This window comes from Aureimonas glaciei (assembly GCF_014643375.1).
GTDB lineage: Bacteria > Pseudomonadota > Alphaproteobacteria > Rhizobiales > Rhizobiaceae > Plantimonas > Plantimonas glaciei.
Map to the genome: position 1 here is coordinate 42,791 of NZ_BMJJ01000018.1, position 23,923 is coordinate 66,713.

The 23,923-nt window shown below is 65.8% G+C and carries 28 protein-coding genes; 7 read left to right on the plus strand and 21 right to left on the minus strand.

The features are described from left to right. Position 1: 1 nt before the first annotated feature. The 3 genes from IEX88_RS25010 to IEX88_RS25020 all read left to right on the plus strand — a co-directional run bounded on the left by IEX88_RS25010 (position 2) and on the right by IEX88_RS25020 (position 3,372). Entirely contained in the window at positions 2 to 772 is a 771-nt protein-coding gene (locus IEX88_RS25010; RefSeq protein ID WP_188855202.1) for an FkbM family methyltransferase, read from the plus strand. 130 nt (positions 773 to 902) lie between these two features. Next, positions 903 to 2,594 (plus strand): alkaline phosphatase family protein, encoded by a 1,692-nt coding sequence (locus IEX88_RS25015; protein WP_188855203.1) that lies wholly within the window; start codon positions 903 to 905, stop codon positions 2,592 to 2,594. Between the two features lie 4 nt (positions 2,595 to 2,598). Next, positions 2,599 to 3,372 carry a RibD family protein gene (locus tag IEX88_RS25020; RefSeq protein WP_188855204.1) on the plus strand — a complete coding sequence of 258 codons (774 nt, stop codon included), beginning with the start codon at positions 2,599 to 2,601 and terminating at the stop codon, positions 3,370 to 3,372. Positions 3,373 to 3,496: 124 nt separating this feature from the next. Here the strand turns inward: IEX88_RS25020 and IEX88_RS25025 are convergent, their stop codons facing one another. The 9 genes from IEX88_RS25025 to IEX88_RS25065 all read right to left on the minus strand — a co-directional run bounded on the left by IEX88_RS25025 (position 3,497) and on the right by IEX88_RS25065 (position 12,745). Beyond that, a complete protein-coding gene (locus IEX88_RS25025; protein WP_244640493.1) occupies positions 3,497 to 4,654 on the minus strand; it encodes an alpha-hydroxy acid oxidase in 1,158 nt (385 codons plus the stop codon). Continuing rightward, positions 4,651 to 5,382, minus strand: coding sequence for a histidine utilization transcriptional repressor HutC (hutC, locus tag IEX88_RS25030; RefSeq protein ID WP_188855205.1), 732 nt, complete (start codon positions 5,380 to 5,382; stop codon positions 4,651 to 4,653). The genes IEX88_RS25025 and hutC overlap by 4 nt, the downstream gene beginning before the upstream one ends. Next, complete coding sequence (locus tag IEX88_RS25035; RefSeq protein ID WP_188855206.1) at positions 5,379 to 6,395, minus strand: zinc-dependent alcohol dehydrogenase; 1,017 nt, start codon at positions 6,393 to 6,395, stop codon at positions 5,379 to 5,381. Before IEX88_RS25035 ends, hutC begins: the two co-directional genes overlap by 4 nt. After that, a complete protein-coding gene (gene hisD / locus IEX88_RS25040; protein ID WP_188855207.1) occupies positions 6,392 to 7,726 on the minus strand; it encodes a histidinol dehydrogenase in 1,335 nt (444 codons plus the stop codon). Before hisD ends, IEX88_RS25035 begins: the two co-directional genes overlap by 4 nt. A gap of 11 nt (positions 7,727 to 7,737) precedes the next feature. Continuing rightward, positions 7,738 to 8,538: an ABC transporter permease gene (locus IEX88_RS25045; RefSeq protein ID WP_188855208.1), complete on the minus strand. Its 801-nt coding sequence runs from the start codon at positions 8,536 to 8,538 to the stop codon at positions 7,738 to 7,740. Then, positions 8,535 to 9,482 (minus strand): ABC transporter permease, encoded by a 948-nt coding sequence (locus IEX88_RS25050; protein ID WP_188855209.1) that lies wholly within the window; start codon positions 9,480 to 9,482, stop codon positions 8,535 to 8,537. The genes IEX88_RS25045 and IEX88_RS25050 overlap by 4 nt, the downstream gene beginning before the upstream one ends. Before the next feature lie 64 nt (positions 9,483 to 9,546). After that, complete coding sequence (locus IEX88_RS25055) at positions 9,547 to 10,659, minus strand: ABC transporter substrate-binding protein (protein WP_188855210.1); 1,113 nt, start codon at positions 10,657 to 10,659, stop codon at positions 9,547 to 9,549. Between the two features lie 26 nt (positions 10,660 to 10,685). Next, on the minus strand, positions 10,686 to 11,753 hold the full coding sequence (locus IEX88_RS25060) for an ABC transporter ATP-binding protein (protein WP_188855234.1): 1,068 nt from the start codon (positions 11,751 to 11,753) through the stop codon (positions 10,686 to 10,688). 215 nt (positions 11,754 to 11,968) lie between these two features. Next, complete coding sequence (locus tag IEX88_RS25065; protein ID WP_188855211.1) at positions 11,969 to 12,745, minus strand: SDR family NAD(P)-dependent oxidoreductase; 777 nt, start codon at positions 12,743 to 12,745, stop codon at positions 11,969 to 11,971. 1,434 nt (positions 12,746 to 14,179) lie between these two features. On the opposite strand from IEX88_RS25065, the gene IEX88_RS25070 reads away from it, so the two are divergent. Genes IEX88_RS25070 through IEX88_RS25085 form a run of 4 tightly spaced genes read left to right on the plus strand, consistent with a single transcriptional unit; the run spans position 14,180 to position 15,256 of the window. Continuing rightward, on the plus strand, positions 14,180 to 14,446 hold the full coding sequence (locus IEX88_RS25070) for a hypothetical protein (protein ID WP_188855212.1): 267 nt from the start codon (positions 14,180 to 14,182) through the stop codon (positions 14,444 to 14,446). Beyond that, positions 14,443 to 14,736 carry a hypothetical protein gene (locus tag IEX88_RS25075; protein WP_188855213.1) on the plus strand — a complete coding sequence of 98 codons (294 nt, stop codon included), beginning with the start codon at positions 14,443 to 14,445 and terminating at the stop codon, positions 14,734 to 14,736. Before IEX88_RS25070 ends, IEX88_RS25075 begins: the two co-directional genes overlap by 4 nt. Then, positions 14,729 to 14,998 (plus strand): hypothetical protein, encoded by a 270-nt coding sequence (locus IEX88_RS25080; protein WP_188855214.1) that lies wholly within the window; start codon positions 14,729 to 14,731, stop codon positions 14,996 to 14,998. The genes IEX88_RS25075 and IEX88_RS25080 overlap by 8 nt, the downstream gene beginning before the upstream one ends. Positions 14,999 to 15,016: 18 nt before the next feature. Continuing rightward, positions 15,017 to 15,256 carry a hypothetical protein gene (locus IEX88_RS25085; protein ID WP_188855215.1) on the plus strand — a complete coding sequence of 80 codons (240 nt, stop codon included), beginning with the start codon at positions 15,017 to 15,019 and terminating at the stop codon, positions 15,254 to 15,256. A gap of 133 nt (positions 15,257 to 15,389) precedes the next feature. Here the strand turns inward: IEX88_RS25085 and IEX88_RS25090 are convergent, their stop codons facing one another. The 12 genes from IEX88_RS25090 to IEX88_RS25145 form a co-directional block, all read right to left on the minus strand. Next, positions 15,390 to 15,851, minus strand: a complete 462-nt coding sequence (locus IEX88_RS25090) for a hypothetical protein (protein ID WP_188855216.1) — start codon at positions 15,849 to 15,851, stop codon at positions 15,390 to 15,392. Next, positions 15,848 to 16,213, minus strand: coding sequence for a hypothetical protein (locus IEX88_RS25095; protein WP_188855217.1), 366 nt, complete (start codon positions 16,211 to 16,213; stop codon positions 15,848 to 15,850). The genes IEX88_RS25090 and IEX88_RS25095 overlap by 4 nt, the downstream gene beginning before the upstream one ends. A 44-nt stretch (positions 16,214 to 16,257) precedes the next feature. Beyond that, on the minus strand, positions 16,258 to 16,614 hold the full coding sequence (locus IEX88_RS25100; RefSeq protein ID WP_188855218.1) for a hypothetical protein: 357 nt from the start codon (positions 16,612 to 16,614) through the stop codon (positions 16,258 to 16,260). A 1-nt stretch (position 16,615) separates the two neighbouring features. Further along, on the minus strand, positions 16,616 to 17,689 hold the full coding sequence (locus tag IEX88_RS25105; protein WP_188855219.1) for an N-acetylmuramidase domain-containing protein: 1,074 nt from the start codon (positions 17,687 to 17,689) through the stop codon (positions 16,616 to 16,618). A gap of 64 nt (positions 17,690 to 17,753) precedes the next feature. After that, positions 17,754 to 19,025, minus strand: a complete 1,272-nt coding sequence (locus tag IEX88_RS25110; RefSeq protein WP_188855220.1) for a contractile injection system protein, VgrG/Pvc8 family — start codon at positions 19,023 to 19,025, stop codon at positions 17,754 to 17,756. Further along, the gene (locus IEX88_RS25115; protein WP_188855221.1) at positions 19,022 to 19,246 is read right to left on the minus strand and encodes a tail protein X; all 225 of its coding nucleotides are present in this window, start codon (positions 19,244 to 19,246) and stop codon (positions 19,022 to 19,024) included. Before IEX88_RS25115 ends, IEX88_RS25110 begins: the two co-directional genes overlap by 4 nt. After that, positions 19,246 to 19,641, minus strand: coding sequence for a phage tail protein (locus tag IEX88_RS25120; protein ID WP_188855222.1), 396 nt, complete (start codon positions 19,639 to 19,641; stop codon positions 19,246 to 19,248). Before IEX88_RS25120 ends, IEX88_RS25115 begins: the two co-directional genes overlap by 1 nt. A gap of 9 nt (positions 19,642 to 19,650) precedes the next feature. Next, positions 19,651 to 22,071 (minus strand): tape measure protein, encoded by a 2,421-nt coding sequence (locus IEX88_RS25125; protein ID WP_188855223.1) that lies wholly within the window; start codon positions 22,069 to 22,071, stop codon positions 19,651 to 19,653. Next, complete coding sequence (locus tag IEX88_RS27130; RefSeq protein WP_308423869.1) at positions 22,072 to 22,200, minus strand: GpE family phage tail protein; 129 nt, start codon at positions 22,198 to 22,200, stop codon at positions 22,072 to 22,074. A gap of 14 nt (positions 22,201 to 22,214) precedes the next feature. After that, complete coding sequence (locus IEX88_RS25135) at positions 22,215 to 22,478, minus strand: phage tail assembly protein (protein ID WP_188855225.1); 264 nt, start codon at positions 22,476 to 22,478, stop codon at positions 22,215 to 22,217. Positions 22,479 to 22,504: 26 nt separating this feature from the next. Beyond that, positions 22,505 to 23,008 carry a phage major tail tube protein gene (locus IEX88_RS25140; RefSeq protein ID WP_188855226.1) on the minus strand — a complete coding sequence of 168 codons (504 nt, stop codon included), beginning with the start codon at positions 23,006 to 23,008 and terminating at the stop codon, positions 22,505 to 22,507. Continuing rightward, a partial coding sequence (locus IEX88_RS25145; protein WP_188855227.1) for a phage tail sheath family protein occupies positions 23,008 to 23,923 on the minus strand: 916 nt, incomplete at its 5' end. The genes IEX88_RS25140 and IEX88_RS25145, both read right to left, overlap by 1 nt.

The following is a 23,923-nucleotide window of genomic DNA, read 5'->3' on the forward strand; positions in this document are numbered from 1 at the left end:
GATGGCCTCCCGCTTCGCCTCCGCGATCGGGCTCGTGCGCTCGCTCCTGGTCTATCACGGGCAGCCATGGCGGGTTTGGGCCCTGCGGCGCTTCATGCGCGACCTTGTCGAACCCGGCGCGCTGGCCTTCGACATCGGCGCCCATGCCGGCAACCGCTCGCTGGCCTTGGCCAAGGCCGGCGCCCGCGTCGTTGCGGTCGAGCCGCAACCGGCCTTCCGGCGGATGCTGGACAGGATGGCCTCCGGCCGCGCCATCGACGTTCGCGGCGAGGCCGTCGGACGCACATCCGGCACTGCCCGGCTCAAAATCTCGCAGCGCCACCCGACGCTGTCGAGCATCCGGCCCGACTGGCCCGGCCGGATCGGCTGCGCAGAAGGCTTTGAAGGCGTCGAGTGGGACGAGGAGATCGACGTCCCGATGGTCACGATGGACGCGCTGATCCTTCGATACGGCCGGCCGGATTTCGTGAAGATCGACGTGGAGGGCAGCGAGGCCGACGTGCTGGAAGGGCTGACGCAGGCGCTGCCGCTCGTCTCCTTCGAATACCTGCCCGCCGCGATGGACATTGCCGAGCGCTGCCTCGACCGCCTGTCGGAGCTCGGATCCTACGAATGCAACCTGGTCGTCGGCGAGCGCCAGCGCTTTCACCGCCCGGACTGGATGACACTGGCAGAATTTCGCCCGGTCTTGCGCATGATCAGTCGCTCCGGCGCCTCCGGGGACGTCTACGCGCGACTGCTGCCCTCACAAGCCGAGGGGGCGCAGCCGTGAGCGGGCCTGTCGCGCCGGCACGCGCCTTCCGGCGCCGCGGCACCGGAATCGTGAGGCGCCCGCCGCGCGAGGGATTCTCCGCCCGTCGCGGCATCGCTCCGCCGCCATCCACTCCCGTCGCCGAGCGCTCATGACCCCGGCCCGTTCCGATCCGCCGCCCGGCGGGACCGAAAAGACGGCGGCAAGGTTCGGCGCGCTTCGCTTTCTCGTCGGCTGCGTCCTTCTGGCGGGGGTGGTGATGCTGCCGTCTCGCCCGTCCGACCTCTCCGTCGATGCCTTGCACGGCGTTCCGGTCGAAGTGCTGGTCGCCGCGAGCCTTTTGCTCCTCCTGCGCGGCTGGCTGTTCCGTCTTGCACTGGCAACCCTCACTGTCCTTGCGGCCCTGCTCCTGCTGTCGAAGCTGGCTGATCTCGGGACCAGCACCGCGCTCGGCCGTCCCTTCAACCCGCTCTTCGATCTCGTTCTCCTCAAAGACGGCTGGACCCTTTTCAGTGGGACGGTCGGCCCGGCGAAGGCCGCGGCCGCGGTCGCCGGCGCGCTCCTCTGCTTTGTCGGGGCGACGGCGCTGACGGCCTGGTGCCTCGCCGGCGCCAGGACGATCCGCCCGCCGAGGCGCCGCCTGGCGGGCGGTTTCGCCGCCGTCCTGGCCGCGGTCGCCTGCGTCTTCGTGATCTGGCTGCGCGAGACGCCCGACCCCGCCCCGGTCTTCGCGCTCGGCGCCGCCGATTATGCGGTCGACCGGGTCGCGCTCATGCGCCAGTCCGCGCGCGATCTCGCCCGCTTCGAGGCAGAGCTTGCCGAGGATCCGCTCGGCGATCTCTCAGAGAAACAGCTGTTCCAGGCGCTCGCGGGGCGCGACGTCTATGTGCTCTTCGTCGAATCCTACGGCCGCAGCGTCCTGTCGAACCCGGCCTACAGCGAGCGGATCGGCCCGCGCCTGGCCGCCGTTGAAGACCTCATCGGCAAGGCCGGATATGCGGCGCGGTCGGGCTGGATGACGTCGCCAACCGTCGGCGGACAGAGCTGGCTCGCGCACGGAGCCTTGCTCTCCGGCCTGCCGGTCACCGACCAGAATCGCTACGGACGCATGATCGCCAGCGCGCGCAAGAGCCTCAACGCGCTGTTTCGGGACGCGGGCTGGCATACCGTTGCGGTCATGCCCGCGATTACCATGGACTGGCCCGAAAGCGCCTATTTCGGCTACGACGCCGTCTACGCGTCGACCGGGCTCGGCTATCGCGGTCTGCCCTTCAACTGGGTGACGATGCCGGACCAGTATACGCTGACGGCCGCCCACCGGATCGTGGCGCAGTCGACGGCGCCCGTCATGGTCGAAGCCGCGCTGATCTCCAGCCATGCGCCGTGGACGCCGATCCCGACGCTCGTTCCCTGGGAGGACGTCGGCGACGGCCGGATCTTCAATGCGCAGGCGCTCTCGGGCGACACGCCCGCCGCCATCTGGGCGGACCCGGAACGCGTGCGGGCGCAGTACCTTCTGTCCATCGACTATGCGCTGGAGACGATCGGCGCGTTCGTCGCAAAGTTCGGCGAAAACGCGGTCTTCGTCGTCCTCGGCGACCATCAGCCGGCCGGAATCGTGACCGGCGAGGATGCCACGCGCGACGTTCCCTTCCACGTCATCGCCAACGATCCCGCCCTTCTCCAGCGTCTCGACGCGATGGCGCTGACCGATGGCATGGTGCCGCGAGGGGACGGGGACGTCATCGCCATGTGGTCGTTCCGGGAAGCATTCGTGCGGGCCATGAGCGATCGCCCGACGAGCACAGGCACCGCTGAAAACGCAGAACGAGGCGAAAAATGACCCCATGCAAAGGCTGACCGTCAGCGACAAGACATGGCAGGCGCTGCTGCGCCTGAAGCGATCGGCTGGCGGCGCAACGGCGGAGCCGGACCGCGACGATCCGGCCTGGCAGGTCTATTCCCCGCTGGTTTGCCGCTCGCGGTCATCCTTCGTGATCGCCCAGGTCGGCCAGTCGCTCGACGGCCGCGTCGCCACGGCGAGCGGGGATGCCCGCGATATTTCCGGCCCAGACGGGATTCTCCATCTGCACCGGCTGCGCGCTCTGGTCGACGCCGTCATCGTCGGCGTCGGCACGGTCGTCGCCGACGACCCGCAGCTGACCGTGCGGGACGTCGAAGGCCCCTGCCCGGTCCGTGTGGTCATCGATCCCGCGGGACGCATGCCCAGCGATGCCGGCCTGCTCAGCGGCAAGGGCCCGCCGCCGCTGGTGATCCGCGACCGCGCGAAGTGTCGCGACGCGGCCGACACCATCATTCATCTCGACGCGATCGACGGCCGGCTGTCGCCCCACTCGATCCTCGGCGCCCTGGCCGCCCGCGGCCTCCATTCAGTGCTCGTCGAAGGCGGCGCCAACACGATCGGCGCCTTCCTGAACAGCGGCCAGATCGACCGGCTGCATGTCGCCATCTCGCCGATCGTCATCGGCTCGGGCCCGGCCGGGCTGAACCTCCCGGCCATCGAGCGCCTCGACCAGGCCTTGCGCGCGCCGTGCAAGACGTATGACCTGGGAAGCGACGTGCTTTTCGACCTGGAGTATCGGCGGGACCGGGGCGGCTAGATGCCCCGGGAGACTTGCTGCCGATCGGACGCGGTCCACCCGCGACGGGAGGACGGTCGGCGGGTGGGCATCGCCCGCGACCCAGGCTCCGGACGGACGGTATCGGACCTCGGTTCTTCCGCCCTCAGCGTGATTTTCGCAGAACGCCGCGCCCCTTGGCCTTCAGTTCGTCCACCGAAGACAGGCCCATCAGGGCAAGGGTGACGTCGATCTCCCCGCGCAGGAGATCGATGGCCCGGGCGACGCCCGCTTCGCCGCCGGCCGCGACGGCGAAGGCGGTGGCACGGCCGAGCAGGACGCCGGAAGCGCCGAGGGCGATGGCCTTGATGATATCGGTGCCGCGCCGGAAGCCGCCGTCGATCAGGACTTCCATGTCGCCGGCGAGCGCGTCGACGATCTCCGGCAGGACGGCGATCGTCGAGGGCGCGCCATCGAGCTGGCGTCCGCCATGGTTGGAGACGACGATGGCATCGGCCCCGGCGTCGCGGGCGCGAAGCGCGTCGTCGGCATGGAGGATGCCCTTGATCACCAGCCGTCCCGTCCAGCGCCGCCGCAACCAGGCGACATCGCCCCAGGACAGCGCCGGATCGATCAGCCGCGACAGCGTCGCGGCCTGTTCGAGGATGCCGGCGCCGAACTCGGTTTGGCCGCGCACCGCGCCGACGCCGGGTTTTCCCGCCCTCAGCATGTCGAGGCACCAGGCGGGCCGCAGCGCCATGCCGAAGCCCATGCGCGGCCCGATGCGGGTGACGGCGCGAAAGCCGTTGCGGGCATCGCGCTCGCGCACGCCGGTCACCGCGGTGTCGACGGTAAGGAACAGCGTGTCGACGCCGGCCACCTCCGCCGCCGCGACGAAGGTTTCGGCAAGGCCCCGATCCTTCAGAACGTAGAGCTGGAAATGCAGCGGGCCGTCGCAGCCGGCCTGCCGGAGGTCGGCGAGCGAGGCGATGGAGAAGTTGGACAGGCAGGTCGGGATATCGGCGGCATGGGCTGCCCTGGCCGCGAGGATCTCGCCCTTGCCGGCAAACAGGCCGAGGAAGCCGACGGGGCCGAGCATGAAGGGCAGCGCGTTGCGGCGCCCGAGGAAATCGGTCGCCAGCTTCCGCGGCTGCACGCCGGCCAGCACCCGCTGCTCCAGCTGCCAGCGGCTGAAATCGCCGGTGCTGGCCGCGAGCGTCTCCTCGGCCGAAGAGCCGCCGTCGATATAGTCGAAGAAGATTTTCGGCAGCCGCCGCTTCGCCGCCAAGCGGGCGTCGCCGATGCTGGCAAAGGTCAGCGTCATGGCCGTGTCTCCAGGCTGTAGCGGCTGCCGAGCGAATAGCGCTTGCCGGCATAGGTCAGGCGGTTGACGGTCGCGACCGTCGTTCCGGTCCAGGTGCGCCGGTGCAGGAGAAGGCAGGGCTCGCCCGGCTCGATGCCGAGGTGGTCGGCGCTCACAGGGTCGGCGGCGACGGCGGAGATGACGTGTTCGAGCTCGGTCAGCGGCGTCACGCCCTGCAGGTAGTCGTAGGTGGTCATGGCCGTGAAATCCTGGCGGTCGTAGTCGGGCACGAGGTCCGGATTGACGAAGCGCTCTTCCAGCTGCACCGGCCGCTCGTCTTCGAGATGCAGCACCAGCGAATGCTGCACCACCCTCGGCTCTGCGAACTGGAACGAGGCGAGAATGTCCGCCGGCGGCACGAAGCGGTCCAGCGCCAGCACCTTCGCGCGGTGTGCATGGCCGCGCGCGGAAATCTCGGCGGCGATGTTGGCGATCTCGAGCAGCGCCGAGCGCGGCTTGGGCGCCGCGACGAAGGTGCCGACGCCCTGCACGCGGACGAGCACGCCCTCATGGGTGAGCTCGCGCAGCGCACGGTTGATGGTCATGCGCGAGACGCCGAGCGACTGCACCAGCTGGTTTTCGGAGGGCAGCCGGTCATTGCTGACCCAGGCGCCCTTCTCGATCTCGGCCAGGACGTAGACCTTCACCTTCTCGTAGAGCGGGCTCGCCGCCTCGCGCAGAACGCTCATGGCAGCGCCGGCCGGACGATGGTCTTCAGCCCGGCGCCCTGCCCGGCCAGCAGCCGTTCATACGCGGCCGGCACGGCGTCGATGGCGATCTCCTCGGCGACGAAGCGGCGCAGCTGAGGCGCCAGTTCTGGCAAGAGCGCCGCCGCCTCCGCCATCTCGTCCGCGAAGGCGTGGCAGCCGAGAAGCGCGACGCCGCGCTCGACCAGCCGGTTCGGATCGAGATGGAGCGTTTCATGGAAGATGCCGACCAGCGCGATGCGGCCGCCACCGGCGACACGGTCGAGGAGAGCCGACAGCACCGGGATCTGGCCGGTCGCCTCGACCGCGGCCATCAGCCGGGCGCCGTTCAGGGCTTCAGCAATGCTGCCCGCGTCGAGCGTGACGAGGCGCGCGCCGGTGACGTGGGCAACCAGCGCCGCGCGGCCGGCATGGCGCTCGGCGATCAGCAGGGGCCCGTCGTGGCGGCGCGAGAGCAGCAGCGCCACCAGCCCGCCGATCGGCCCGCAGCCGGCGACGAGCACGGCGCTGCCCGGCGCGGGCGCCAGGCGCGACACCGCATGGAGGGCGACGGCCAGCGGCTCGGCCAGCGCCGCGATCGCAGGATCCAGCGCGGGATCGACGGCATGCAGCAGCCGGGCCGGCAAAACCACCTGTTCGGCAAACCCGCCATCGCAGACCTCGCCGACGAAGCCGAGGTTTTCGCAGAACTGTTTTCGTCCGTCGCGGCACTCGCTGCAGGTGCCGCACCAGACGCGGGAATCGGCAACGACCAGATCGCCCGGTGAAAAGCCCTCCACGCCGGGACCGACGGCCACTAACCGCCCCGCCAGCTCATGCCCAGCCACCGAGGGCGAGCGGCTGATCCAATGGCCGGTGCGGAAATTGTGCAAGTCCGAGCCGCAGATGCCGGCGGCCTCGACCGCCAGCAGCACCTCACCCGGACCCGGGGCCGGCGGCGCCGGCATCTCTTCGGCGCGGATGTCGCCGGCAGCGTAGAGGCGCGCCGCTTTCATCCCCGTTCGCCCGACAGCAGCCGGTCGCGGATTTCCGAGATGGCGTTCTCGTGGCTGGAAAATCCCTCGTAGCGGGCGAGCCGCCGCGCGTGCAGCGCCAGTTCCGGATAGCCAGCGGAGGTGACGTAGCCGATCGACGAGCGCTTCAGGAAGTCGGTCACCGACAGGGGGCCGTAGGTGCGCGCCCAGCGGCTGGTCGGCAGCACGGCGTTCGGGCCGAGCACGAAATTGCCGAGGGTGATCGGCGTGTGCGGCCCCATCAGGATTTCCGCCGCCTCGGTGATCCGGCCGAGATGGCGGAACGGCTCCATCGACAGGATTTCCAGGTGCTCCGGCGCGTAGTCGTTGATGAAGGCGTAGCTGTCCTCCAGCGAGGCCGTCAGGATGATGCCGCCATAGGCACCCTGCAGCACGGTCTGCGAGAAGCCGACGCGCTGCTCGGTCATCGCTTCCCAGTAACCGGGCAGTGCCGCCATCGCGGCCTCCGCCACCTTGCGGTCATGGGTGACGATGTAGGCGGAGGAATCCGGTCCGTGCTCGGCCTCGATCAGGACGTCGAGCGCGGCCAGCGCGCCGTCGACGGTCTCATCGGCAAAGATGATCGCCTCGGACGGGCCGGCCGGAAGGCCGGTGTTGATGACGCCCGACAAGAGGCTCTTGGCCGCGACGACGAAGGGCGAGCCGGGCCCGACGATCTTCAGCACCGGCGCGATCGTCTCCGTGCCGTAGGCGACGGCGGCCACCGCCTGCGCGCCGCCAACCTTGTAGACGGTCTCGACGCCGGCAAGACGCGCGGCGACCAGCGTCGCGGCATCGACCGAGCCGTCCGGGGTCGGCGGCGTGACGATGCAGAGGTTCGGCACGCCGGCGACGACCGCCGGGACGCTGGTCATCATCGTCACCGAGGGAAAGGCGCCCTTGCCGCGCGGCACGTAGAGCGCGGCGGACTGGATCGGCGTCCAGCGGTCGCCGGCAAACGAGCCGGGGCGCATCTCCTTGAACCACATCGGCTCCGGCTTCTGCTCCTCGTGGAATCGCCGGATGTTGTCGATGCCGAAGCGGATGGACTCGATCACCTCGGGATCGACGGCCTGGAAGGCCGCGTCGAACTCGGCTTCGGAGACCTTGATCTGGCCGGGCTTCACCTCGGACTTGTCGAAGTCGCGGGCAAAGCGCAGCAGCGCGGCGTCGCCTTCGGTGCGGACGGCCTCGATGATCGGCTTCACCCGCTCGACGAAGCCGGAGAGGTCGGTTTCCGAACGCCGCGTCAGCGCGGCGCGGCCCTTGGCGTCGAGCGTCGAAAGATCATGGAAGGAGCAGATCTCGGGCATCGCAGTCCCTGTCACTTGGATTTCAGAAAGATGTCGAGGCCGACCAGCCGGTCGAGCACGAAGATCGCCGCCGCCGCGCAGGCGATGAACACCACGGAGATGGCGGCGAGGTCCGGGGTGATGATCGAGCGGATGGAATTGTAGATCTGCACCGGCAGCGTGACGATCCGCGCGTCGACGAGGAGCAGGCTGACCAGGAATTCGTTCAGCGCCAGGATGAACATCAGCAGCGAGCCGGAGATCACGCCCGGCATCACCGCCGGCAGGGTCACGAACAGGAAGGCCTGCAGCGGCGGCGCGCCGCAACTGGCGGCGGCCAGCTCCAGGTCCGGGTCGAGCGAGGCGGCGCTGGCCGTCACCGCCCAGATCATGAAGGGCAGGTTGATGACGCAGGCGGCGACGCCCACCGGCCAGAGCGAGCCGAGAACGCCCGCCTCGCCGAAGACCAGCATCAGGCCGATGCCGGAGCCGATCAGCGGGATGGTGAAGGGCAGAAGCAGGTAGATCTGCAACCCCTGTCCGAAGCGCACGCGGTATTTCGTCAGCGCGAGGCCGGCGAGCGTACCGACCGGGATGGCGATCAAGGTGCAGATCACCGCCACCTGCAGCGAACGGAAGAAGGCCCGCCGCAGGTCGCTCGCCGCAAACACCTTGGCGTACCACTTCAGCGAAAACCCGTCCGGTGGAAAGGTGATGAGGTTGCCGGATGTGAACGAGGCGCCGAGCACCACCAGCGTCGGCGCCGACAGGATCACCAGCGCCAGGATGACGAAGCCGTTGAGGGTGAAGGACTTGCTGCGGGAGGCGCTCATCGCCTGGCTCCCAGCGCCAGCGTACCGGCGCCGAACAGAGCGAACACCGCGCCGACGAGCGCGGATCCGGCGACGACGAGCAGCATGGTCAGCGTCGCGCCCATGCCCTGGTCGGAGGTGCGGAAGAACTGGTCGTAGATCGCGTTGGCGATGAAATCCTGGCCGCCGCCGCCAAGAATGGCGGGAATGGCAAAATCGGTCAGCGACAGGGTCAGCACCACGAGGCCGGCCCCGATGAAGCCCGGCCGCGCCATGGGGATGACGACATGGCTGAACACTTTCACCCAGCTCGCGCCGAGCGAGCCGGCGGCAGCCTCGATCTCCTCGGGGATTGCGGTCAGCGCCGGGGCGAGCATCAGCACGGCGAAGGGCAGCATGTACTGGACGAGGCCGAACAGCACGGCCCAGTAGTTGAACAACAGTCGGATCGGACCGATGCCGAACAGGCCGAGGAATTCGTTGGCGAGCCCCTGATTGCCGAGGATGATCAGCCAGCCATAGGCGCGCACCACCTGGCCGATGAAGAAGGGCAGGAACAGCGCGATCAGGAGGAATTTGCGCAGCGCTTTCGAGGGCGTGCGCACCATCACATAGGCATAGGGGAAGGCGAGGATCAGCGTCACCACCGTCACCAGCAGCGCGCCGCCAAGGCTGCGCAGCGCCACGGTGAAGAACAGCGGCTCGGAAAAGGCTCTGATATAGTTGGCGAGCGACCAGTCCTCGGACGGCAGGAAGGTGGAAGTGTCGAGGGTGCGCAGGCTGAGGTCGGCGATCTCCACGAGGCCGAGGACGAGCAGCCCGACCAGCAGCACCGCCGGCAGCAGCATCAGATAGGGCAGTCCCTTTGCAAAGGAGCGCGGCCAGACGGCGCCGGCAGCAGTCTCGAGGGCATCGAGGACGCGCCAGGACAGCGGATAGGCGCGGCGGGCGGGACGGAGCGGCATCAGGATTTCCGGTCGGGGAGAGAGGGACCCGCCGCCGAGGCGCGGCGGGTCCGAAGGCGGGCGCTCAGCCCTGCATGATCGCCTTGAACTTGCCGAACCACTCGCTCTCGTTCTCGACCTGGATTTTGGAGGAGATGCGGATCAGGTGCTCGAAATCCTTCGGCTGCGTCGGATAGGACGGGTCGCCGACGAGATCGTCCGGCGGCGTCAGGCCGGGCACGACGCCGGGCAGGCCGAGGCCGTCGAGCCAGACCTGCTGGGCCTCTTTGGTGATCGCGTGGTTGATGTACTGCTTGGCCCAGTACAGCTCGTTCTCCGGCAGGCCCTTCGGGATCCACAGCCCGTCGGTGTCGAACTTGGCGCCCTCCTCCGGCACGACCCAGGCGATGTCCACGCCGTTCTTCTTGGCCTCGCGGGCGTTGGTCGAGATGGTACAGGCAAGGTCGATCTCGCCGTTCTGGAACCAGGTGGTGAAGTCCGGGTCCTCGCCGAGCAGCGGCTGCTGCTCCTTGATCTTGGCGATGAAGTCCCAGGCCGGCTGCATGTTGCCGGGAATGTCCTCGAGCTTGCCGCCGCCGGCGACCTGGGCCGGGAAGTGGAAGCCGATGCCGTCGTTGTAGAGCGCGATGCGGCCCTTGAATTTCGGGTCGAGCATCGCCGTCCACGAGGTCGGCGGGCCGTCCGAGAAAGCCTCGGGGCGGTAGGCGAGGACGTAGACGTAGCCGTAGGTGTTGACGATCGGGAACCCGTCGAGGCCGACGGGCTTGGCCAGATCCGAGACGTTCTTGAGGTTCGGCAGATCCGACAGGTCCTCGGTGACGCCGCGCAGCGCCGACTTGGTGGCGTTGGTGGTGGTGTCCCAGTTGATGTGGATCGGCGGCACCCGCTTCTGCGCCACGGCGGCCCAGACTTTCGGCTGGATCTCGTTGTCCTCGGTGAGGTCGTGGCGAACGGCGATGCCGGTCATCTCCGTGAAGCTATCGGAGACGCCGGCCTTCAGCGCGTCGACCCAGCTGCCGCCCCAGGCGCGGACGATGATTTCCGCCGGCTTTTCCGGCTCCTGCGCGAAGGCGCGGCCAAGGCCGAGCGCCGAGGCGCCAGCGAAGGAGCCCACGGCGGCGGTGCCGGCGAGAAAGCGGCGGCGGGAGAGTGCGGTGAGGTTCGTGCCATCGGCCATGCGGGTCTCCTTGGGTTGGTGTGGGTTTAGGGTCGGATGTAGACGAGAAGGTCGCGGACGTTCCAGCCGAGCGCAACCGTGCTGCCCGCCGGCCGCGGCGCATGGCCGGCAGGATCGTGGTCGAAGACGCTGAGCACCAGACCACCGAGCGCCGGCACCGCGACCTGGTAGACCACCCGCTCGCCCTCGAAGATCATGTCCGCGACCGTGCCGGCGACCACGGTTTCGAGCCCGGCGAGGCTTTCGGCCTCCAATGCGATGCGGATCTGCTCGGCGCGCAGCGCCCCGACCACGGCGTCGCCGACGGCCGGGAACGCGCCGTTGCCGGTGGGCCGGCCGGACACCGTCATGGCGCCGATGCGCAGGACTACCGTATCCGACGTCACGGCCTCGACGCGGGCGTCCAGCCGGTTGGTGACGCCGATGAAATTGGCCACGAAGGCCGTCGCCGGCTGCCGATAGGTGATGGTCGGCTCGGCCATCTGCTGGATCCGGCCCTTGTCCATCACGATCACCTCGTCGGAGACGACGAGCGCCTCGCGCTGGTCGTGCGTGACGTTGATGGTGGTGACGCCGAGTTCGCGCTGGATGCGGCGGAACTCCAGCTGAGTCTCCTCGCGCAGCTTGCGGTCGAGCGCGGCCAGCGGCTCGTCGAGCAGAAGCAGGTCCGGCTCGAAGACCAGCGCCCGGGCGATGGCGACGCGCTGCTGCTGGCCGCCGGAGAGTTCGTGGATGCGCCGGTCGCCATAGCCGCCGAGCTGCACGAGATCGAGATAGCGCGCCACCCGCGCCGGAATCTCGCGCGCATCGAAGCGGCGCATCTTCAGCGGGAAGGCGACATTCTCGGCGGCGGTGAGATGCGGGAACAGCGCCAGTTTCTGGAACACCATGCCGATCGAGCGCTTGTGCGGCGGCTCGTCGGAAACCTGCCGGCCGTTGATCGCGATCTCGCCCGAGGTCGACGCCTGAAAGCCCGCGATCATCCGCAACAGGGTGGTCTTGCCGGAGCCAGAGGGCCCGAGAATGGTCAGGAAACGGCCGCGCTGCAGCTCGAACGAGGCGTCGGCGACGGCGTGCTGACCGTTGTAGACCATATCGACATGCCGAACGGAGACAGCGATTTCAGCGTGCTTACCCGACACGGCCACTCCCGGCGCAAAGGCTCGTTGCGGCCGAGACGGCCGAGATACCTAGACAAGTCTATACAGGTTCGGCCGACTGCTTCAAGACGAGGCAGCCGCGGAATTGGCGAGAATGTCGGCAGCGTTCGCCCTGCAGGACGCGGCACGCTACGCCGGTCGTTCTACCGTCAGATCGAAGCCAGCAAGCCGCCGTCGACCGTCAGGCACTGACCCGTGACATAGCCCGACGCCGAGGAGGCGAGGAACACCGCGACGTCGCCGAGATCCCCCATCGCGCCGAAACGACCCATCGGGATCTTCGCCCGCATGCCCTTTTCCCAGGCCTCGTCGGCATAGAAGGCATCGGTCATCGCCGTGCGGAAATAGCCGGGGGCGATGGCGTTGACGCGGATGCCGAGCGCCGCCCATTCGGCGGCGAGCGCCCGCGTCATGCCGAGAAGGCCGGTCTTCGACGCGCCATAGGGCACTGCCGTCGGAATGCCGACGAAGGAGGTCACCGAGCAGAGATTGACGATGCTGCCGCCGCCTCCCCTCGCCATAAGGCGTCCGGCGCCCTGGGCGACGAAGAAGGCGCCCTTCAGATTGGTGTCGACGATCCGATCCCACAGCGCCTCGTCGACCTCGAGCGACGGACGCACCTCCTCGGTGCCGGCATTGTTGACGAGGATGTCGAGTCGGCCGAAGCGAGCCTCGATCGTGGCGAAGGTTTCGGGCATGGCGGCGATCTCGGTGACGTCGAGGGACAGCGGCAGGGCCTGCCGGCCGACAGCCTCGATCGCCGCGACCGTCTCGGCAAGGTCCCCGACGCGGCGTGCCGTCATGGCGACGTCCGCGCCGGCCTTCGCCAGCGCCACGGCGATCGCCGCCCCGATGCCGCGGCTGGCGCCGGTCACGAGGGCGATTCGGCCGGTGAGATCAAAGGCTGTGGGGGAGGAAGCGTTCATCGAGAGGACCTTGGCTGCAAATCGATGTGCGGACGATAGCGGCTTCGAGATGCGCTTGGCGAGCGAGCCGGCCCTTGCCGGTGCGACATCACCCACAAAATCCTGGATCGCCGGCGACAGTCTTACCCGCTTACCGTCATCCCCAGCGGCTCCCGCGCGCGGGAGCGCCAGCCTCCGCGATGGAGCATGGGCGCCGCCGGGCAAAGGGCCGGCGGGATGGCGGCGAATCGCGCAGCGCTGGGATGGATGAAAAGCGTTCCGCCGAGGCCTGTCGGGCGAGGCTAACGATGGTTGTTTGCGAAGGCGCTCTGCATGTGGGCTCCTGATGCCCAACCCAAAGCCTGCCTATGGGCACGGCGCCATCTTCCGGGCGACGCATGAGAGTGGAGCGAAGATGGTTGCCGTATCCGATTCCATGAGGCACGGGGATGGCGGTCGCCTGCTGAAGATTGGTGGCCACGCGCCCCGTCGCCAACTTTGTCAGATGCACATCGCAGCACCGAGAATTGCCTGCAGCGTTCCACAGGGCAGAATGTGTGTAGTGCCTCACTCGTGCTGGGTTGCCACCTCCTTGGCTTGGCAGGAGGCGAAGTCAGCGGCCTGGTTTGCAAAGTTGACCGCTTCATTGGCGAACGTTTGCGCTTCCTCGGCATACGTTCGCAGCTTCCTGATGTAGGTCTCAACGTCGCTCTTGTAGCTCTCTAGCTCCCAAGTCTCGCAAGTATGCGTTCGCGAATATGAATATCCTGCGAGACAATAGGGGACGGACGGCTTACCGAGCGCGCCCGGCGCAGCAGGGGCATTGCCATAGAAGGAAGTGTCGGTGCAAAAGGCAGCCGAAGGCACCACGCACGTTAGGAGAATAACGCTCCCGATTGCGGCTATAGCTTTCACTGGTCGTCGTCCTCCCGATGAAGCGCACCCGGTAGGCCAGCCGCGCGCTCCCGAAGCGCTGTCCGAATGCGTTGGACGAAGTAGGAATTTGCGGAACAGCTACGCTTCACGGAGGAGACCAATCGAAAGGTCATGTGCGCCACCTTTGTAGCACAACTCCTCAACTCTAATCAGCTATAATTGATTAGAGAATTGCAGTATCGGCGGAAGTGATGGTGGGTGTGCACAGGTTCGAACTGTGGACCCGCTGATTAAGAGTCAGTTTGCCCGAGCGTCCACCGGACGCCAAGACCTATCGGGGGATAGCAAATTCAACGGGTTAGGGTGCCAGAAATTATTATTGCGTATCACGCGGCCTCATCCTCCTGCTATCAGTCTGCTACCACGCTTCGAAGCATGAGTTCACACCGTGAACGTGGATCGCTTACAGATTGATCTACATCAAGAGGGCGGAACAAGAGGTGAACCGGCCTCGGCATGGCGAGTAGCGGCTTGAGGCTGCGCTAGACGCCGCCTCCCTGCCCGTGCTTCATTTCCGCCATGCGCCGCGAGTACGCCAGCCCCTACATCTCCGACCTGCCAATGGCCAAGATCGGCGTCGAGTGCGACCGTTGCTGGATGCGGCGGCGATACGTCAAGGCAGCCTTGCTCGCGAGGATTGGCGACCAGAACCTGCCCGACCTCCTGCCGAAGTTCGCCAGGGCTGAAGGGTGCACGTTCACGGCGAATGTCTTCACCGATCGCTGCCGACTGCGATATGACGACGAGAGCCGCATCCCGAAGCCTCCACCGAAAGACCCGCCATGATCGCCGCGCCCAAGACCGCTGCCGACTATGCCGACCGGGCGATCGACTGCCAGTTCGCGATGGAGACGGCGTTTCAGGATCTCGCACGGCGCGCCGAGTTCGCCGGCTGGACCGAGGATGACGTGTCGGCCGCGCTGCTCGAATTGGCGAGGAGCCACATCAAAGGCATCATCGCGGACAGGAAGACGGCAGTAGACTTGGCGGAGGCGGATAAACAGGGACAACCGCCCGCGTCGTCGGTGTCGACTGTAGGCGGTGAGCCACGTTCGGAGGTGATCACTGATGCCTGACCGGGAAGCGCCGCGCTCAACCCCTGCCGCAGCCATGGAAGTCGTGGCAACTGCTATGGCCGGCATGGCCCTTCATGCGGCGACGCTGAATATGCTGGTGGCATCTGGCGCCTTCTCCCAGGAGCAGGCTGACCAAGCCTACGCGAACGCTCTGCGCTATCTGAATGACGCCGCAACTGATGCGCCTGAGAGTGCAGAAACGTTTGCGATGGCCGAGGCGCTGATTTTGTCTCTCGCCGATGACGGTGGGATAGCGTTCTAAAGAGGAGAAGGATTTGTCATGACGCCGCCCCTCTTCCGCCTAACCGCATCGCAGATACATGTCCTTATGCTCCTCGACGACGGGCCGGAGGAGGATTCTGTCGGGATGGAGCTCGAAGACTTTCGAGGGCAGCAAGCCGAAGTGGCCGTGCAGCTGAAGAAGATAGGACTCGTCGAGACGCACTTCGGCTGGCGCTTCTCGATCTGGTTCAGGCTGACGGTGAAGGGGCGGAACTTGCTGAGGACGGGTGTGCGGTAACAGCGTGTCGCGCGGCGACAGAGCCATATCAGCGGACTTAGTCGCTCGCCGCCGGCCTCGAAACGACAAAAGCCGCCGCCACCCGGTAAAGGGCGACGGCGGCTCTGGTAATGCAGCAGCAGTGACGGAGCGACTACCTCCCTGAACGGGAATCCAGCGCCGGAGCGATTTGAAAAGGGGCCTCGATCGTCTTGGTGATCGGCCACAGGCGATGAATCGGATTACAATAGTCCTCGATCCGAACTCGGTAGACCGCAGCGCCTGGCTTGGCGGCGATCGGCACCGTAAACGGCTGGACGAAAGTCGATCGTCCGGCGCGTCGCTGCACGGTGCTTGAAGGGTTCTTCTCTGTCGAGGTCATGAACTCCCGGTTCGTGCTATCGATGACGAACCGGGTGGACTTCCTTTCGCATAGCCGGAAGCGCTGGAACATGTATCTCACTTCGCCAACGCTGCCGGCCATGATGCTCGCCGGGATCACCTCGACGTTCTGCGTGTCGGTCGCCGGGGTCCGGTCAATGGCCCAGGCGCCACACATGATCGCCGTCCCATTGAACAGTGCGAAGACCGCGCCGATGGCGAGATGTCGCCTCATTTTGGCGCGTCCTTGAAGATGGAGAGGAATTTGCTGATCTGTTCCCACAGCAGCATCGACCCCAGGAACGTCGTCACCACCGAGATTACGAGCCATTTGCCGAGCGTGCCAACGGTTCCAAACGCTTTGACATAGTTCAATCCTTTGAGGAGGAGGTCGAGCTTTTCGGTGTCGAGTTTGGCGAGCCGGAATAGCGCTTCTGATGCTTCCTTATCGAGCCTTGAGATACCCTTCAGCGTCTCGATCTCTTCCGGGCGACACTGCGCCAGGAACATCTTCGTGTACTCTGGTAGCTGGTCTAGGGCTCTGGGAACCGGGACTTCGTTGTCATCGCGCCTGCGTACATCATCAGTCTCTGCCATGGCCTATCGAGGTCCACCGCGTTGCACTGAAACCCCGCACATGATCAGGAGCCCTTGGCGGTGATCCGCGCCATCATCGTGTCGAAGTCGTTGGCAGCCGGAGCCATCAACTCCTTGACCATCGCCGTCGTCGCCGCCGCACCGACTGCCACGGTCACCGCCGATTCCGGCGACTGCCCGGCAAGAGAGACCAGGCTGTCATCGATCTTGGCGATCAGCTCCTTGGCCGGCTGCGGCACGAGGTATTCGACGGCCTTGCCGATGCCAAAGGCAAGGACCGTGCTGGCCTCGATCGGGATGTCGGCGCCGACGTAGACGTTCAGCGCCTGGACGAGGAGCCAGGCGGCGATCATCGTCAGGCCCCCGGCCCAGACCTTGCGATCGGGAATCCACTTCGACATGTCAGGCTGCCTTTCTGCGAAGCAGCTCGGTCGCGCCGGCTACCATCATGGTGAGGATCTGTTCGTCAGTGAACGGCTTGTCGGCGTCGGCTTGCGGGGGCGGCGCAGGAGCGATCGGAACGCCGGGCAATACCGGCCTCGTTGGCTCGGCAGCGCGGGGCATGACGGCAGGCGCCGGCGCAGCGACCACCACCGGTGCTGTCTGCAACGCGGCCGAGAGCGCCGCCACCGTCTTGAGGCCAGCCCAACCATCGACCGTCAGGCCACGCGACTTCTGGAAGCTGCGGACGGCCGCCTCGGTGGCCGCGCCGAAGTCGCCGTCGAGCGTGGCGGCGTAGACACCAGCGTCACGCAGCTGTGTCTGCAGCGCCTTCACCTGATCACCCTTGTCGCCGCGGCTGAGCGCCACCGGCGAGGCGTCGATCGCCGCGTTGTCATTCGCCGCCGCAACCGCGTCCGCCTGCGACCAGGGCGTGTCTCTGATCTTCGACCACTTGGCGAAGGCCGTGGCGAGCTTCAGGTGGTAGCGGTTCTTGGCATAGCCGGGGCCGTTGTAGCCGCGGGCGAACCCGGACCAATCGTGCCGGCGGATGTCGTCGTCGAGCCCGGACGCAATGATGAAGGCGACCATCGCCGCCAGGTGCGCCTCAGCATCGTCGAGGAAGACCAGTACCATCGCCTGCGGCGTGGCGAAGCCCGCCATGGCATGGTTCTCGCCGAGGATCTGGCCGAGGCCCCACGACGCAGCCTTCAGCGCACCCGTCTCGTCGATCGCCATGGCCTGCAGCAGCCGAGGGTAGCTGTCGGCCGGATAGGGCTTCGCGCCCCACGTCGCGTAGGCGAGCCCGACAGCGACCGCCTTATCACGCGTCGCGCCGTCGAGGTTGCGGTAGAAGACATGCGGCTCGAAAAGCATCTTCGGCCGTCCCTGCCGATCCCAGGCACCGCCTGACGTCTCGACGTCGATGACGGCGTGCATCTCGTCCTCACCGACGCCGATCCGTGCGCCGAGCTTCGGCAGGTCGATGTCGTCGAGCAGCTTTGCCGCGCCCTTGAAGCCTCTGAAATCAGTCATGTATGCCTCCGTTTGTTGACGTTTAGCATACTGAGTGGAGAGGACGATTGCCGTATGTCATCGCCTAGAACGTGATGACGGTCTCGCCAGGCGCTGCGCCGCCTGACCCGCCTTTGGCCTTGCCCTTCTTGGCGGCCTTCGGCGCGTCCTTATCGACGGTGTCGTCCTTCGTCGGTTTGGTCTTGCCGACGCTCGATGACGTGTCGTCCGCCGCATCGTCGAACAACTCGGCGTCAATGCCGGTCGTGTAGCCGCCGCCCGGCTCGAAACGGTGTGCTACCGACTTGATCCGCCACTTGCTCGGCATGTATGCGCGGAACGGCGCGATGAGGACGGCCTCGGCCTGGACATCAACCCGGCCGCCAATGGTGCAAGAAAATGACGCCTTGCCTCGCGCGGCCTTGTTCTTGGTCGCCGACGCCGCAGCCTTCGCCTCGGCCTCATTGTGGTAGGTGTGCCGGAGGTCGTGGAAGGGCTCGGCGCCGACCGTCACCTCTTTGCGCTCGCCGGTTCGGATGTCGGTCCAGTAGGCGCGCACGCCGCCCTTTTTGCCGGACGCACTATCGGGGCCTGTCGGCGTCGAGGCGCCGCCCGCGTCGAACTGAACAACCTCGGGCAATCGGCTATCGCCGGCCGCTTGCTGCCCGGCCGACTCCGAGGCACCCATGTCCTTCCCGCTCTCGCCAGCCTCGTCGCGAGCCGAGTAGCTGAACTTCCATTGCGAACAGTCGGATTCGGATAGCGTGATGACAGGGAGGATCGCGCCAGTGATCGCCTTGCCAGTTCCGCGCTTTGCGAAGACGAGGCGCCCTGCTACCGGCTTGGCGACGGCGTCGTGGTCGCCAGCCACGCGGGCGACGAAGTTCAGGTCCGACTCGCCAATCTGGTCGACGTGGCGGACGACGATATCGGCCAGTTCTGGATCGACGGTCGCGGTGAAGCCATTCCGGCCTGCCACCTTGTCTACGATCTCTTGAACCGTTTGCTGATGGTAGGACTCGCTCCTCGGCGTTCGGAACGACGACGGCATGTTCGCCGGCTTGCCCTCGATCGACAGCGTCCTCGGCGGTGATGCGAAGTCGATGGCGTCGATGAGATATGATCCCATGTCTCGGCTGGCGCCTTCGCGATAGCCCATCTCGACCGAGACCGTCAGACCGAAAGTCGGCATTGCTACAACCGCGTTGTCGGCGAAGCGCGGACGGTCATCGAGCGTGATCGTCACGCGGTCGGACTTGTCCTCAGCCTCGTCGCGCACCTCAATCGACATGAGCCGGTCAGTCAGCGAGCCGGTGATATCCACGCCGCCGGCAGTGATGCGACAGAACGGCGTCATCCCCAAATCCTGACGATGGGGATCGCCGCTGGCGCAGGAAGGTCAGGAAGGTCAGGAAGGATGACGACCGTGCCAGCGGCGAGAATTGGACCGAGGTCAGCTAGGCCACGGTTTGCTTCATAGACGCGCTCCACAGCAAGCGCCTGCTGACCTTTCGCATAGTGCTTCCAGCAGATGGCGTCGATCATATCGCCATCGCTTGCGATGTATGTGTCTGCCATTAGAACCCCCTATCCGGCCCGTAGGACATGAGCTGCACAGCGAACTCGAGTTTGCGTGCGACGCCGTTCGGCAGAAAGACCGTCTGAGTCTCGCTTACGCTCATGATGACGAACTGCCCGAAAATCTTGCCCCTGCCCGACACCAAGAACTGCGGTGTGCCGCTTCCGGCGATCGTCCTCATCCGGTCGATCTGAGAAAGGCCGCCGCGAAAGAGAGGCAGGATCGTGCCGTCGAGGTCGATGGTCGTGTGTCCCTCGCCGATGAATTGCATGGCCGGGTGCCGGCCGATGCGCTCTTGGCTTTCCCAGCGATACTCAGTCTGGCGGGTGAGCGTCTGATAGGCGGCGGTATTGAGGCCGAACCGGAAAGGGCCGAGGCCCATCATGACGAGCATGATCTACCCCTAGTCGTTGAGTGCGGAGCGGATTTCCGCTGCATGGCGTGCCGCAGCGCCGGACATGGCCGCGTTAATGGCCGCCTGGACCTCGACGGCGCTCAAGCCCGTCCCTGTGATGCTGACGCCGCCGACATTGAAGGGCGCGTGAACCGTTTGCGGCTGGTTTGCGACGATCGGCTCGGGGAACGTCGCCGTGCCGACCGACACCGAGACGGCGTCGATTTGGCTCGTCTGAACAGGGCCGTTGCCCGACTGCGGAAGCCCCGACATCGGCACGCCCTGGCTGCCGAGTAGGCTGCTACTGTAGGAAGACGGAGTAGGCGGCGGCGCAACCGCCGGGACGGCAATAGGCGGTATCTTGATTTCGGGAACGACAATCTCAGGCACTTTGATTTCGGGCGCCTTGACCTCGATAGGTCCGAGACTGGGAGCCTCAGGCTTTGGAACGACAATCTCAGGCACTTTGATTTCGGGCGCCTTGACCTCGATAGGTCCGAGACTGGGAGCCTCAGGCTTTGGAACGACAATCTCAGGCACTTTGATCTCAGGCACCCGAACGGTCGCGGCGGAATCACTACCGGGTGCCGCGACCTGCGCGGGGCTAACGTCGGGCATGACGATTTCGAGCTGCGGCGCCGGCGGAAGAGCCATCTGCAGTTTGTCGATGAACATCTGCGACTGATCGAAGGCAGGCGCGTCGGGGACGGGCGGCAGGCTTACGCGCTGCGGCTGCGCGGGCTCGATGAGCTTGCCGTCTGCCCCATATTGGCTTGGCGCAACGCCAGCGGCGCCGAGAAGGGATTCGTTATAGTTCGCGACCACCGGCGCCTTCACCTCTATGCCGAGGCTCGACTTCAGCCAGTCCGGCATTTCCGCCGTGAGACTGGCGATCCCGTCGCGCAGGCCCTGCGCCAGGCCGTCAATGAAGCTGCCGATGATCCGATCGCCTGCCGCCAGCAGGTCGATGCCGGTGAAATACTCGATCAGCGCGTTCATGCCGACCATGACGTGCTTGAGCGGGTTGAACTCTTGCAGAACGGCTAGCACTCCAGACGTCCACGACACATTGAAGGCGTTGCTGACGCGGGTCCAGAGGTTCGACCAGTAGGCTGCGAACTCGTCCCATTTCTGATACAGTACGTAGACGGCGCCACCAAGCAGCGCGAGAACACCTAGCACCGCCCATACCGGCGCGCTAACGGCCAGCAGCAGGCCTGCGAAAGCCACGCCAAGAGACGCCAGTGAAGCGAGGAGTGGGCCAAAGGTGATTGCGCCCATCGCGATCAAGGCGGCGTTGCCAGGGCCGCCGACAAAGTCTATGGCCGGCTTGATCGTCGCGTAAAAGTCCTTGAGGCCTGTCGCGAGGTCGCCGAGCGTGGTCGTGAAGTTCTTCAGATGGCGCGGGAACTCGTCGAGGAAGCCGGGCACATGGAAGCTGTCCTTGAGGCTGTCGCCGACGACGTCATAGCCGAGCAGGAACTTTCGGAACTCGTCGGCCACGCCCGAGATGCTGTCGGAAATGCTCTTCGCCCAAACGTCGAGATTGCCCGACGCGGACATGCGGTCGAACCATTTCAGGACGTCCTCAAGGATGCCCTCCAAGTTCTTGAAGGCGCCGGCATCGCCGATCTTGAGCATGAAACGTGTCCACTGATCGCCAAGGTTGGACGTCATGCCCTCCCAGGTCTTCGACAGCTTGTCCATCGCACCGGAATACTGGCGATTCCAGATGCCAGTGATGACGGCCTCGATTTGCTTCCGCGAGTTCTTCTGAGCGAAAGCGGTCATCTGCTTACCGTTCTCGACCCAGTTGTATTTGATCCGGTCGCCGATTTTTTCGGTGGTGATGCCGAACTCTTTCAGGCGTTCGTTCTCGCCCGTCATGGCATCGGCGAGCGCCTCGACAGCCTGATTGAGTGGCTTGCCCATGGCGGCGGCAGCGTTGCCGGCGGACAGCAGAGCGCCGTCGATGGGCTTGATACCGTAGGACGTCAGCTTGACGAAGGCCTCCGTTACGCCCGCCAGGTCGTAGGGCGTCTTCGCAGCGAACTCGGAGATCCATGCGAGAGATGACTGCGCCTTGTCGGCGCTGCCAAGCACCGTTTCTAGGACCGTGCCGAACTTTTCAAACTCGGAATTGACGCTGATGAACTGAGACAGCCCCGCCCCGGCGCCGAGCGCAAAGAGTCCACCAAAGCCAAGAGCCAGAGTCGAGACGTGACGGCCGACATTCGCGACCGATGATCCAAGGTGAGAGAAGCGGCTTGCCAGCTTGTCGATGCCGGCTGCGCGGCCCATGTCGCCAATGACCTTCGCGACCCTACGAACAGGCGCGGTCAGCCGATCAATGCGGCGTTGAATGGCGTTGATCGGAGCCGTGATGCGGTCGACAACACTGAGGACGACGTCGACTGTAGTGCGTGCCACCTAGGACCCCTTGCCGCGCTTGGGCGCCCTCGCCTTCGCTCTTTCGTGCCATCGCTTGAGGTCCGCGACGTCCATTTCGTACATTTCGGAAGGCGGCCAGTGAAAGACGACGGCGATGTTCGCCATCATCTCTTCGATGACCTCTAGGCTCGCCGCTTCCGACCCATAAAACCCTCGACGATCGTTCCAATCGCCTCGATGTCCGCGGCGTCGAGATCGTCCATCGCTTCCGGCGGCCAGCCGGACAGGCGCTGAATCGTGTTCAGCAGCTTGTCGACATTGCTGCCGTTGTCGTCGCCCATGGCCCGAAGGTCCTTGCCCTTGAGGCGACGGATTTCGATGGTCTTGCGCTCGACGCCCTCGACGACGACCGGCTCTTTCAGCGTGTGCGATACCTTGGTCGACAATGCCGACTCCTGTTGTAAGAGACGGCCTAGAGGCCGATGTTGGCCCGGTGATCGGCCAGCTGGTCGACGCCCCCGAACTTGCGGATCATGTTGATGACGTCGATTTCGCAGTACTCGACGTCGGCCTGCCGGTAGCGAAAATATTCCAGCTCGGCCGTAAGCGTCTGCACCGACTTGTTCGCACCTCGCCATTCGCCGAACTCGATGCCGGAAAAGAAGCCGCGGGTGTTGATGACGACCGGCTCGGCACGCGCCATACCTTGCGCCTGAACGGAGCCACGCGCGACAAGCGGGACCGATGCGCGGCCCATCAGCGCGATGAGTGCCGGGGTGGCGTCCGAGATGATGAAGGTCATGGTCATGGCTTCCATGCCCATTTCCAGACGCGCCACGCCGTCCATGCCGCCAGCGCGATGGTCCTCCATCGTGAAGGCCAGCGCGGGCGGCGTGAGCGCGTCCGCCCGGCCCGCATAGTCTTCGCCGTCGATATAGAGGTTGAAATGCTTGAGAAGCCGCGGAAGCCGAGCCATCAGACGATATCCTCGAGGTAGTCATTGGTGATGCGCGAACGGAAGATGACGTGCTCGGCGGGGTAGTACGGCGTGAACTCGACGTTGAACCACACCTTGCCCTCGGCGATGCTGGACGGGCTATTCAGATCCGGGTCGGCGTAGCACCGGCCGCCAGCAATGGCACCCATGGCGACCAGCGTGCGGATGTAGGCATTCACCGACTCCTCGACGTCGTCGATGTATGTCTTGGTGATGTTGCGATCGACGGCCCACAGATGCGCCCGAAGGATGCTGTCGTTGATGATATCGGCCGTGCGCACGACGTTCAGGAAGGTGTACTTCTCATCCGACGAACAGGTGTGGTTGCCCCACAGCCGATAGCCATCCTCGCGGATGATCGTCGTGACGTTGGCCTCGTTGAGGAAGTTCGCACGGCTGTTGATGTCGCCAAGGGCGAAGTCGATTGGTCGGGCTGTGCCGAGAATGCCATTGATGTTCTGATTGGACGGGCTCCACCAGAATCCCCGGTCATTGTCGATCTTAGCAATGAGCCCGGCGACGGCTGACGATGCCGGCTCATTGACGATGGCCGTGCCGCGCTGGACCTTCACGAACGGGTCCACGACGTAGACACGCTTGGAACCCCAATCGCTGGAATAGGCGATAGCCGCCGCGTCGTTGGAATTCGGACCGTCCGCCACGATGATGGCGCGAAGCCGCTCGGCAATGCCGACGAGTTCCGACACGACCGGGTTGGCAAGGAAAATGCCGGCATTGTCGGGATCTTCTGGGCGATTGCCGGTGAAGCCGGGTGCCAGAAGGATGCGCGGCGTGTGCACGGCGGTGACAAACCAGGCCACAGGAGCGCCGGCATAACGCCGAGTGCGGCGGAGTAAAATCCGGCCAGTGGTTAGGCTGTTCTCTTTTGCAGAG

Bases quoted from the DNA above. Each gene is read 5' to 3' on its own strand.
- IEX88_RS25140 (WP_188855226.1), bottom strand. From the start codon at position 23,008: ATGGCTCGGCTTCCGCGGCTTCTCAAGCATTTCAACCTCTATATCGAC.
- IEX88_RS25055 (WP_188855210.1), bottom strand. From the start codon at position 10,659: ATGGCCGATGGCACGAACCTCACCGCACTCTCCCGCCGCCGCTTTCTC.
- IEX88_RS25050 (WP_188855209.1), bottom strand. From the start codon at position 9,482: ATGCCGCTCCGTCCCGCCCGCCGCGCCTATCCGCTGTCCTGGCGCGTC.
- IEX88_RS25010 (WP_188855202.1), top strand. From the start codon at position 2: ATGGCCTCCCGCTTCGCCTCCGCGATCGGGCTCGTGCGCTCGCTCCTG.
- hutC (WP_188855205.1), bottom strand. From the start codon at position 5,382: ATGAGCGTTCTGCGCGAGGCGGCGAGCCCGCTCTACGAGAAGGTGAAG.
- IEX88_RS25100 (WP_188855218.1), bottom strand. From the start codon at position 16,614: ATGTCGAAGTGGATTCCCGATCGCAAGGTCTGGGCCGGGGGCCTGACG.
- IEX88_RS25035 (WP_188855206.1), bottom strand. From the start codon at position 6,395: ATGAAAGCGGCGCGCCTCTACGCTGCCGGCGACATCCGCGCCGAAGAG.
- IEX88_RS25120 (WP_188855222.1), bottom strand. From the start codon at position 19,641: ATGCTCGTCATGATGGGCCTCGGCCCTTTCCGGTTCGGCCTCAATACC.
- IEX88_RS25105 (WP_188855219.1), bottom strand. From the start codon at position 17,689: ATGACTGATTTCAGAGGCTTCAAGGGCGCGGCAAAGCTGCTCGACGAC.
- IEX88_RS25020 (WP_188855204.1), top strand. From the start codon at position 2,599: ATGCAAAGGCTGACCGTCAGCGACAAGACATGGCAGGCGCTGCTGCGC.
- IEX88_RS25095 (WP_188855217.1), bottom strand. From the start codon at position 16,213: ATGGCAGAGACTGATGATGTACGCAGGCGCGATGACAACGAAGTCCCG.
- IEX88_RS25085 (WP_188855215.1), top strand. From the start codon at position 15,017: ATGACGCCGCCCCTCTTCCGCCTAACCGCATCGCAGATACATGTCCTT.
- IEX88_RS25015 (WP_188855203.1), top strand. From the start codon at position 903: ATGACCCCGGCCCGTTCCGATCCGCCGCCCGGCGGGACCGAAAAGACG.
- IEX88_RS25045 (WP_188855208.1), bottom strand. From the start codon at position 8,538: ATGAGCGCCTCCCGCAGCAAGTCCTTCACCCTCAACGGCTTCGTCATC.
- IEX88_RS25115 (WP_188855221.1), bottom strand. From the start codon at position 19,246: ATGGCAGACACATACATCGCAAGCGATGGCGATATGATCGACGCCATC.
- IEX88_RS27130 (WP_308423869.1), bottom strand. From the start codon at position 22,200: ATGATGGCGAACATCGCCGTCGTCTTTCACTGGCCGCCTTCCGAAATG.
- IEX88_RS25090 (WP_188855216.1), bottom strand. From the start codon at position 15,851: ATGAGGCGACATCTCGCCATCGGCGCGGTCTTCGCACTGTTCAATGGG.
- IEX88_RS25070 (WP_188855212.1), top strand. From the start codon at position 14,180: ATGCGCCGCGAGTACGCCAGCCCCTACATCTCCGACCTGCCAATGGCC.
- IEX88_RS25080 (WP_188855214.1), top strand. From the start codon at position 14,729: ATGCCTGACCGGGAAGCGCCGCGCTCAACCCCTGCCGCAGCCATGGAA.
- IEX88_RS25075 (WP_188855213.1), top strand. From the start codon at position 14,443: ATGATCGCCGCGCCCAAGACCGCTGCCGACTATGCCGACCGGGCGATC.
- IEX88_RS25025 (WP_244640493.1), bottom strand. From the start codon at position 4,654: ATGACGCTGACCTTTGCCAGCATCGGCGACGCCCGCTTGGCGGCGAAG.
- IEX88_RS25065 (WP_188855211.1), bottom strand. From the start codon at position 12,745: ATGAACGCTTCCTCCCCCACAGCCTTTGATCTCACCGGCCGAATCGCC.
- IEX88_RS25110 (WP_188855220.1), bottom strand. From the start codon at position 19,025: ATGACGCCGTTCTGTCGCATCACTGCCGGCGGCGTGGATATCACCGGC.
- IEX88_RS25060 (WP_188855234.1), bottom strand. From the start codon at position 11,753: ATGGTCTACAACGGTCAGCACGCCGTCGCCGACGCCTCGTTCGAGCTG.
- hisD (WP_188855207.1), bottom strand. From the start codon at position 7,726: ATGCCCGAGATCTGCTCCTTCCATGATCTTTCGACGCTCGACGCCAAG.